Origin of the sequence: Gemmobacter sp. (assembly GCF_016792925.1) — a bacterium.
Lineage (GTDB): Bacteria > Pseudomonadota > Alphaproteobacteria > Rhodobacterales > Rhodobacteraceae > Gemmobacter.
The window spans coordinates 1-8,552 of the sequence record NZ_JAEULU010000298.1; the positions used below are offsets into that span (position 1 = coordinate 1).

8 protein-coding genes and 1 tRNA gene are annotated in these 8,552 nt (G+C 67.2%); 7 read left to right on the forward strand and 2 right to left on the reverse strand.

Annotation, left to right across the window (positions count from 1 at the left end):
- Both JNN06_RS14410 and JNN06_RS14415 read left to right on the forward strand, forming a co-directional pair.
- The coding region (locus JNN06_RS14410; protein WP_291240291.1) for an alkane 1-monooxygenase at positions 1-834 on the forward strand (834 nt) is incomplete at its 5' end.
- Complete coding sequence (locus JNN06_RS14415; protein ID WP_291240292.1) at positions 831-1,226, forward strand: hypothetical protein; 396 nt, start codon at positions 831-833, stop codon at positions 1,224-1,226. The genes JNN06_RS14410 and JNN06_RS14415, both read left to right, overlap by 4 nt.
- A 137-nt stretch (positions 1,227-1,363) precedes the next feature.
- Here the strand turns inward: JNN06_RS14415 and xseA are convergent, their stop codons facing one another.
- Positions 1,364-2,923, reverse strand: a complete 1,560-nt coding sequence (gene xseA / locus JNN06_RS14420) for an exodeoxyribonuclease VII large subunit (protein ID WP_291240293.1) — start codon at positions 2,921-2,923, stop codon at positions 1,364-1,366.
- Between the two features lie 185 nt (positions 2,924-3,108).
- On the opposite strand from xseA, the gene JNN06_RS14425 reads away from it, so the two are divergent.
- The 5 genes from JNN06_RS14425 to JNN06_RS14445 all read left to right on the forward strand — a co-directional run bounded on the left by JNN06_RS14425 (position 3,109) and on the right by JNN06_RS14445 (position 8,025).
- Positions 3,109-3,348: an excalibur calcium-binding domain-containing protein gene (locus tag JNN06_RS14425; RefSeq protein WP_291240294.1), complete on the forward strand. Its 240-nt coding sequence runs from the start codon at positions 3,109-3,111 to the stop codon at positions 3,346-3,348.
- A 72-nt stretch (positions 3,349-3,420) separates the two neighbouring features.
- Positions 3,421-4,683, forward strand: coding sequence for a phosphoribosylamine--glycine ligase (gene purD, locus JNN06_RS14430; RefSeq protein ID WP_291240295.1), 1,263 nt, complete (start codon positions 3,421-3,423; stop codon positions 4,681-4,683).
- A 276-nt stretch (positions 4,684-4,959) separates the two neighbouring features.
- Entirely contained in the window at positions 4,960-5,844 is an 885-nt protein-coding gene (locus tag JNN06_RS14435; RefSeq protein WP_291240296.1) for a bestrophin family ion channel, read from the forward strand.
- 551 nt (positions 5,845-6,395) lie between these two features.
- Positions 6,396-7,655 (forward strand): aspartate kinase, encoded by a 1,260-nt coding sequence (locus tag JNN06_RS14440; RefSeq protein WP_291240297.1) that lies wholly within the window; start codon positions 6,396-6,398, stop codon positions 7,653-7,655.
- Positions 7,656-7,935: 280 nt separating this feature from the next.
- Positions 7,936-8,025, forward strand: a tRNA-Ser gene (locus JNN06_RS14445).
- A gap of 138 nt (positions 8,026-8,163) precedes the next feature.
- Here JNN06_RS14445 and JNN06_RS14450 read toward each other — a convergent pair.
- The coding region (locus JNN06_RS14450) for a DUF2169 domain-containing protein (RefSeq protein WP_291240298.1) at positions 8,164-8,552 on the reverse strand (389 nt) is incomplete at its 5' end.

An 8,552-nucleotide genomic window follows, 5' to 3' on the forward strand; every position in this document is an offset into this window, starting at 1 on the left:
CTTGTGGCGCTGGCCATCGGCCATATGGCCCTGCTGCCCTCGGCGGTTGCCGGCATCGCCGGGTCGTCGGGGCTGGCACCGTGGGAGAAGGGGGCGCTTTTCGCCGCCACGGGCCGGTGGTTCGGGCAGGTGTCAAACCCCGCCGCGCATGAGCTGATCCACCGTGGCAACCGCTGGCTGCATCTTCTGGGCGTGGCGATCTATGGCAGCCTTCTCTTCGGCCACCATGCCAGCGCGCACCGGCTGGTCCATCACCGCCACGCCGCCAGCGCCGAAGACCCCAACACCGCCCGCGCGGGCGAAGGGTTCTGGCGCTTCTTCCTGCGCGCCTGGACCGGCAGTTTCCGCAAGGGGCTGGCGGCCGAACGGGCGCTGTCCGCCCGGGCCGCGGGGCGGCGGATCAACCCCTATGCGGGCTATGTCGCGCTGGCCGTGGCGTCGCTTGGCGTGGCCTGGGCGATTGCCGGGGCGGCGGGGGTGCTGGTCTGGCTGGCGCTGGCGCTGCATGCGCAAAGCCAGCTTCTGCTGTCGGATTACGTCCAGCACTATGGGCTGATGCGCAAGACGCTGGCCGATGGCCGGCTTGAACCGGTTTCGGCCCGCCACAGCTGGAATGCGCCTTTCTGGTTCACCTCGGCCCTGATGCTGAACGCGCCGCGCCATTCCGACCACCACGCCCATCCCGCGCGCCCCTATCCGGCGCTGCGCATGCCTGGGCCGGATGAGGCGCCGATGCTGCCATGGCCCCTGCCGGTGGCTTGCACCATCGCACTGTTCCCGCCGCTCTGGCGCCGCGCGATCGCCCCCCATCTCGCGCGGTGGAGGTTTTCATGAAATGGGCGGCACTTGCCCTGTTCCTGCCCGCCGCCGCGCTGGCCGAAGAGCGCCGCCTGACCGCGGATGAGTTTGAGGCCCGCGTCACCGGGCGCACGATCGTTTATGCGCAGGAAGGCCAGATCTGGGGGCGCGAACAGTATCTCTCCGGCCGCCGCGTGATCTGGGCTTTTGAGGGGCAGGAGTGCAAACCCGGTATCTGGTGGGATGAGGCCGAAGACCTTGTCTGCTTCAGCTATGAAGAGGGCGCCGCGCCGATCTGCTGGTGGTTCTACGACCGCGACGGCGTGCTGCTGGCCCGCGCGCAGGGCGACCCCGAAGGCATGCCGCTGGCCGAACTGGACAGCGCGCAAAGCGGCATGCCCTGCCCGGGGCCGTGGCTGGGCAGCTGAGCGGGCATGTGATTTTCAATCATCGGGCGGTTTGGCGGCGAATTATGATCTATGTGAATCCGCAATGTACAACGCGCGGTTGAGGGCGGTTCTTCACCTAATGGCCACCGCCGCAGCTAGACCTTTTCCGACAACCGTCAGAACAGGCTGCCCTGTTCCGGCCCGTCGCCCTTGGTCTTGCGCGGCGGGCGGGCGCCCAGCGGCAGGCGGCCGTCGGCGAACTGGATTTCCAGTTGCTGCGCCTTTTCCGCCGCGCTGCGGCTGGTCACCACCTGACCGTCGCCCCGCACCACGGCGAAGCCGCGCTTCAGCGTCTGGTCATAGCCCAGCGTCCGCAGCGTGCGGTCCAGCGCCTCGACCCGGCGTGTCAGTTCGGCCGTGCGCGCGACCGGCGCCGCATCCAGCCGCGCCGACAGTTTCGCCAGCCGTGCCGCGCCCTCTTCCTGCTGGCGGGCGGCCTGCGTGATCAGCCGGTGCAAGGCGGGTTCCAGCCGGCTGGCCCATTTGTCAAAGGCGGCCCGGCGGGCATCGGCGCGGCGGTCAAACCGGGCATCGGCTTCACCGGCGCGGCGGTCCAGCGCATCGCGGCGCTGACGGATCAGCGCCAGCAGCATCTCGGGCCGCAGCCGCGCGCCGCGTTCGAAGGCCGCGCGCTTGCGGGCCGTGGCGATGCCCAGAGCCCCCGCCAGCCGCCCTGACCACAGGTCCAGCCGCTGCGCCGGCCCCGCCAGCAGCGCCTCGGGCCGGGGCAGGGCGCGGCCCAGATCGCGCAGACGCTGGTCACGGCGCTGGTGACCAAGGCTCAGCGCCCGCAGAAGCCGGGCCGAAAGCCCCTCAACCGTCGCCAGAAGCTCCATCCGCACCGGCACGGCCAGTTCGGCGGCGGCGGTGGGGGTGGGCGCGCGCAGGTCGGCGGCATGATCGATCAGCGTGGTATCGGTTTCGTGCCCCACGGCGGAGATCAGCGGAATCCGGCTGCCCGCCGCCGCGCGGACCACGATTTCCTCGTTGAAACCCCACAGATCCTCCAGCGACCCGCCGCCGCGCGCCACGATCAGCACATCGGGCCGCGGTATCGGCCCGCCCGGCTCGATGGCGTTGAAGCCGCGGATCGCGGCGGCCACTTCGGCGGCGCAGTTCTGGCCCTGCACCGCCACCGGCCAGATCAGCACATGGCGCGGAAAGCGGTCGCGCAGCCGGTGCAGGATATCGCGGATCACCGCGCCCGAGGGCGAGGTGACCACCCCGATCACCTGCGGCAGGTAGGGAATGGGCTTCTTGCGGGCGGGGTCGAACAGCCCCTCGGCCTGCAGCGCCGCCCGCCGCTTTTCCAGCATAGCCATCAGGGCGCCCGCGCCTGCGGGGGCGACATCCTCGACGATCAGCTGGTATTTCGACTGGCCGGGGAAGGTGGTCATCCGGCCGGTCGCCACCACTTCCATCCCCTCTTCAGGGCGCACCTGCATGCGCGCGACCTGCCCCTTCCACGAGACGGCGGCGATGACCGAGCGGTCGTCCTTGAGGTCAAAATAGAGGTGCCCCGATGAGGGCCGGCTGACCCGCCCCACCTCTCCGCGCACGCGGACGAGGCCGAACTCGCCCTCGATCACCCGCTTCACCGCGCCGGAAAGCTCCGAGACGGTGTATTCCGGGCTGTTGCCGGGGGCGGGGGCGGGGCTGTCTTCGAACATGTCCATCGCCGCAGAATAGGCGCGCGCACGGCCAAGGGGAAGGGCGCGGCGCCAGAGCCTGGCCCCGGACCCTTCGAAGGGTCCGGTCCGGTTTCTTCGAAGAAACCGGCGGCGAAGGGGCCGGTAACAATGCGGGTCCGCATGGGGCCGAATCGTGTTAACCTTTCGTTAACCTTTTCGCGGAGGTTCCGATGCGCCGGCTGACTGCCCTTGCGCTTGCCGTGCTGCTTTCCGGCAGCGCCGCCGCCATGGCGCAGGAATGCGACCCTAACTATCAGGGCGCCTGTGTGCCGGTGGCCTCGGATGTCGATTGCGCCGGTGGCAACGGCAACGGCCCGGCCTATGTGCAGGGGCCGGTCTATATCGTGGGCGAAGACATCTATGAGCTGGACCGCGACGGCGATGGCGTGGCCTGCGAGAAGAAGAAGTAGCTGCCAAGCCGCTTGCACGAGACCTTGGCCGGACCTATGAGGCCCGCAGGCAAGGACCAAGCGGGGGCGCGCATGAATATCCTCATTCTCGGCAGTGGCGGGCGCGAACATGCGCTTGCCTGGGCGGTGAAGCAGAACCCGAAATGCGACCGGCTGATCGTGGCGCCGGGCAATGCGGGGATCGCGGCGCTGGCGGAATGCGCGCAGATCGACATTCTCTCGGGCGCCGAGGTGGTGCGGTTCTGTGAGGAGAACGCGATTGATTTCGTGATCGTCGGCCCCGAGGCGCCCTTGGCGGCAGGGGTGGCCGATGCGGTGCGTGCGGCGGGGATCCTCACCTTTGGCCCAAGCGCCGAGGCCGCGCGGCTGGAGGCCTCCAAGGGCTTCACCAAGGAAATCTGCGATGCCTGCAACGCCCCGACGGCAGGCTATGCCCGGTTCTCCGATGCGGAGGCCGCCAAGGCCTATATCCGCCGCATGGGCGCGCCGCTGGTGGTGAAGGCCGATGGGCTGGCGGCCGGCAAGGGTGTCATTATGGGCATGACCGAGGCCGAGGCCTTGGCCGGGATCGACGAGATCTTTGGCGGGGCTTTCGGCGCGGCCGGGGCCGAGGTGGTGATCGAGGAATTCATGGCGGGCGAGGAAGCCAGCTTCTTCATCCTCACCGATGGGGTGAATGCGCTGCCCATTGGCACGGCGCAGGATCACAAGCGGGTGGGCGATGGCGATACCGGGCCGAATACCGGCGGCATGGGGGCCTACTCCCCCGCCCCGGTGCTGACCGACGCGATTGCGCAGGCGGCGATGGAGGAGATCGTGCTGCCCACCATCCGCGAGATGGCGCGGCGCGGCACGCCCTATCAGGGCGTCCTCTATGCCGGGCTGATGATCGAGAATGGCAAGGCGCGGCTGGTCGAATATAACTGCCGCTTTGGCGACCCGGAATGCCAGGTGCTGATGATGCGGCTGGGGGCGCAGGCGCTGGACCTGTTGCAAGCCTGCGCCGAGGGGCGGCTGGATCAGGTGCAGGCGCAATGGGCGGCGGATCACGCGGTGACGGTGGTGATGGCGGCCACGGGCTATCCCGGCGCCTATGAAAAGGGCAGCGAGATCAAGGGCCTGGAAGCCCTGCCCGAGGATAGCCGCAATATGGTGTTCCATGCGGGCACGGCGGCCAGCGAGGGCGCGATCCTCGCCACCGGCGGGCGGGTGTTGAACGTCACCGCGCGCGGCGAGACGCTGGCCGAGGCGCAGGCCCGCGCCTATGCCATGGTGGATGCGATCAACTGGCCGGGCGGCTTTTGCCGCCGCGACATCGGCTGGCGGGCGCTGTAATCCCTGCCCGCGCCGGGGGCGCTCGCGCCCCCCACGGCCCTGCCGGGCCTCCCCCCTGAGGATATTTTTGAACAGATGAAATAGAAGCTGCGCGCCGGTTTTCATCTGTTCAAAAATATCCTCGGGGGAGAGGGCGCGCAGCGGCCTCGCGGGGGCAGACAGCCCCCGGCGACGGTTGGCGGGGCGGTGTCGTTTCAGGGGCGGGCGCGGTCGTTTGGTGGCTTGGGGCCGGGACGGCGCTGTGGCAGGCTGGCGCGACAAGGCGCTGGAGGGACCATGATCATTCGCGACAAGCCGGGGGTGTTGGAGCTGATGTTCGCGCTGCGCGGCTCGGTCTTGCCGCAGATTGCCGGGCAATTGGCGCTGGTGGTGGCGGTGGCGGCGGCGGTGCTGGTCTGGGATCGCCATGTCAGCCCCCTGCCCCATGTCAGCGGCACGCCTTTTGCGGTGTTCGGGGTCGCCCTTTCGCTGTTTCTGGGGTTTCGCAACAATGCGGCCTACGAGCGCTGGTGGGAGGCGCGCAAGCTGTGGGGCGGCTTGCTGGCCGATGCGCGCAGTCTGGCGCGGGAGGCGGCGCTGTTTCTGCCCGAAGAGGCCGAGCGGCGGGCAGTCTTGCGTGGCTTTCTGGCCTTCTTGCACCTGCATCGCTGCGCCCTGCGCGGCCTTCCCCCGGATGCCGCAGCCTTGCGGCATCTGCCCGAGGGCTGCGCCTCAGCCCCCGATGCGGTGTTGGACGCGGTGAATGCGGCGCTGGCGGCGCAGCATCGCGGCGGCGGGCTGGACGGGTTCGGCGCGCGGGCGCTGTCAGCGCGGCTGGGGGCCATCGCCCTGGCGCAAGCGGGCTGCGAGCGCATCCGGGCGACGCCTTTGCCCTATGTCTATTCGCTTTTGGTGTTTCGGACCTGCTGGATTTATTGCCTTCTGCTGCCCTTGGCCCTGCTGGAGCCTGCGGGCTGGCTGGCGCCGCTGTTTGCCGGGATCGTGGCCTATACGTTCTTCGGTCTTGCCGAGGTGACCGAGGAATTGGCGCATCCGTTCGGGCAGACGGCGAACAGCCTGCCGCTGGACGCGATCTGCCGCGCGGTGGAGATCAGCCTTGCGCCGCATCTGGGCGAGGTGGCGCCAGAGCCGCTGGCTCCGGTGGCGTTTCGGTTGGATTGAGGGGGGGGCCTGTTGAGACCTGACCGCAGAAGCATAAACATATGGGTATCCAAGCATCGTTGGCGACAATGCTTGGGAGGCGGGGGCACAAAACCCTCTCATGACCGCTCAGATTGAGAGACCTGTGGCATCAGGGCGTGATCTCCATGGACATCTGCGCACTAGCGTGAGCAAAGTGCCCATGTACCCTGAACGCGGACGAAGTGCCCGCCCGCAGAGCAGCACTGCGGAACGCGGAATAGAATGCGTCCCCCGTCTGTTTCGAAAAGCCGCCCAGCGTCACCGTACAGGCGGTCCTTGGGGTGAACAATCTTGTCTGGTGCATCGAGCGCCGACAAAGAGATCGCGATTGAGATGCACCAATAACCTCCTGACTTGCACAAGACCTTTCTCCAGCAACTTTTGATTGCCGGAAAAAGGCGATCGTTCCGCCATTCAACGGGCCGGCTTGCGGATCATCCGAAACGCCCCGCATCCCGCCCCCTCCCCCCTTGCATCCCCCCCCGCTTCTGCTAGGAAGCGCACGGTTTACAGGCTACTGGGGGGCGCCGATGCCACTTCTGGTGATGAAATTCGGCGGCACGTCCGTCGCCAACCTTGAGCGCATCGAGAATGCGGCGCAGAAGGTGCAGCGCGAGGTGGAGCGCGGCTATGACGTCATCGTCATTGTCAGCGCCATGTCGGGCAAGACCAACGAGCTGGTGGGTTGGGTCGAGGGCACCTCGAAGCTCTATGATGCGCGCGAATATGATGCCGTGGTGGCGAGTGGCGAGAATGTCACCGCCGGGCTGATGGCGCTGCGCCTGCAAGAGATGGGCGTTCCGGCGCGCAGCTGGCAGGGCTGGCAGGTGCCGATCAACACCACCGCCGCGCATTCCTCGGCGCGCTTCGTGTCGATCCCGCGCGACAATATTGATGCCAAGTTCAAAGAGGGCTTCAAGGTGGCCGTGGTGGCGGGCTTTCAGGGCGTCTCGCCCGAGGGCCGGATCACCACGCTGGGCCGGGGCGGCAGTGACACCACTGCCGTGGCCTTTGCCGCCGCCTTTGGCGCCGAGCGCTGCGACATCTATACCGATGTGGACGGGGTTTACACCACCGACCCGCGCGTGTCCGACAAGGCGCGCAAGCTGAGCAAGATCGCCTTCGAGGAAATGCTGGAGCTGGCCTCGCTGGGGGCCAAGGTCTTGCAGACCCGCTCGGTCGAGCTGGCGATGCGCTACAAGGTGCGGCTGCGCGTGCTGTCTTCGTTTGAAGACACGGATGAGAACTCTGGAACCCTGGTCTGCGACGAGGAGGAAATCATGGAATCGAAAGTCGTCTCGGGCGTCGCCTTCTCGCGCGAGGAAGCGAAGATCACCCTGTTCACCATCGAGGATCGCCCCGGTGTGGCACAGGCCATCTTCGGCCCGCTGGCCGAGGCGGGCGTGAATGTGGACATGATCGTTCAGAACATTTCTGAAAAGGATTATGACGACAGCCACCCCGGCGCCGTCACCGACATGACCTTCTCTTGCCCGATCAACCAGGTCGAGCGCGCGAAGAAGGCGATGGAAGATGCCCGCGCCGCCGGGATCATCAAATATGACGAGCTGATTATCGACACCGATGTGGCCAAGGTCTCGGTCGTGGGGATCGGCATGCGCAGCCATGCGGGCGTCGCCGCCACCATGTTCAAGGCGCTGGCGAATGAGGGCGTGAACATCAAGGTGATCTCGACCTCGGAGATCAAGATCTCAGTGCTGATCGACCGGAAATACATGGAACTGGCCGTGCAGGCGCTGCATGACGCCTTCGGGCTGGACAAGGCCTGAAAGGTCGGGGCCTGAAAGATCGGGGCCTAAGCCATCCGGTTTGTGAGACCAAAGACGCCCTGCCCTCACCGGCAGGGCGTTTTGCTTTTGCGGAAGGCGCGCGTTCGAGGGATTGGATATGCGCCACGACGCAACGGAAGCGGGCTTGGGTGGCGCAAGGCTCTCCGACCTTAGCCGCCGACGGGTGGCGTGAAAAACCGTGCGCCCCCACCGTCCCGCCCCCCTGCCTGCGCGGCAAGACCTTGCGCTGCCCCGGCACAGACTGTAATCCCGTCGCACCGGAAGTGTGGCCGAGTGGTTTAAGGCTCTGGTCTTGAAAACCAGCGAGGGGGAGACCCCTCCGTGGGTTCGAATCCCACCGCTTCCGCCAATCTTGACCTCACCGGGTCATTTGGCCTCCCTGTGGGCCAACCCCCACTTCCCCGCCAAAAAAAATTGTCGCCGGACAAAAAAGAGTGGGTGTCCGCTATGACAAGGGCGCGATCGGGCTGGAGCGCGCCCAGGCCCGTCAGCCTGCCATGCGCAACCCCTCGAGGGCTGAGACCGGCAGCGCCATGGCAGCCACTTCGGCGATGCGCCCAAGGTGCAGATCAATCCGCCAGAAGCTGGGGCAGATCGGAGCCCAGGCGCGCCAGGTCAGGTCAAAGCGGATACCATCGCGCAGGTCCAGATGCAGCCCGTCCAGATGCAGTTGGGCCTGCACCTCTCGACCGTCGGTGAACGAGAAGGTGGCATAGGGCGCAAGGTCGGGCAGGTGGAAATCCAGCAGCGCACCATCGGGCAGAAGCCCATAGGCCTGCACCCGATCCCCCGGATGCAGATAGCCCGGCACCTGCAAATCCTCCGGGGCCGACTGGTAGAACCGATAATCGAAATCGAGCGGCAGCAGCGGGTGGT